At 51.3% G+C, this 306-nt stretch carries 1 protein-coding gene; it reads right to left on the reverse strand.

The window, feature by feature from the left end; genetic code table 11:
• Nucleotides 1-150 precede the first annotated feature (150 nt).
• Nucleotides 151-297 carry a Rop family plasmid primer RNA-binding protein gene (locus OOJ60_RS24620; protein ID WP_407057105.1) on the reverse strand — a complete coding sequence of 49 codons (147 nt, stop codon included), beginning with the start codon at nucleotides 295-297 and terminating at the stop codon, nucleotides 151-153.
• Nucleotides 298-306: the final 9 nt, after the last annotated feature.

Raw genomic sequence — 306 nt, forward strand, 5'->3', positions numbered from 1 at the left:
GTTCCAGTCTGTATTGTCTGCATTTTTCTTTCATACTGAGTGCCTCACGACCCGTAATAAATTCCGTGTCCGTTCATCCTTGAGCGACGACTGGAGGATGAAGATCTCTCAAAAGATGATGTGGATGCCATGATGCAGGCGACGGAAAGGCTAAGCCGTTATGTCTGATTCCAGTCGGGCGCTGAGCTTCCGGTAAAGCGCTTCGGCCTGCTCATGCAGCTGTTCGCAGTCTGTCGCTTCGTCATCGAAGTCGAGCAGGTCAATTCTTTCCAGCAGGAGGAGTGTCTGGGCGCGGATAAATTTAGC

Source organism: Citrobacter sp. R4 (assembly GCF_026719175.1).
In the GTDB taxonomy this organism is placed as follows: Bacteria; Pseudomonadota; Gammaproteobacteria; order Enterobacterales; family Enterobacteriaceae; genus Citrobacter_A; species Citrobacter_A sedlakii.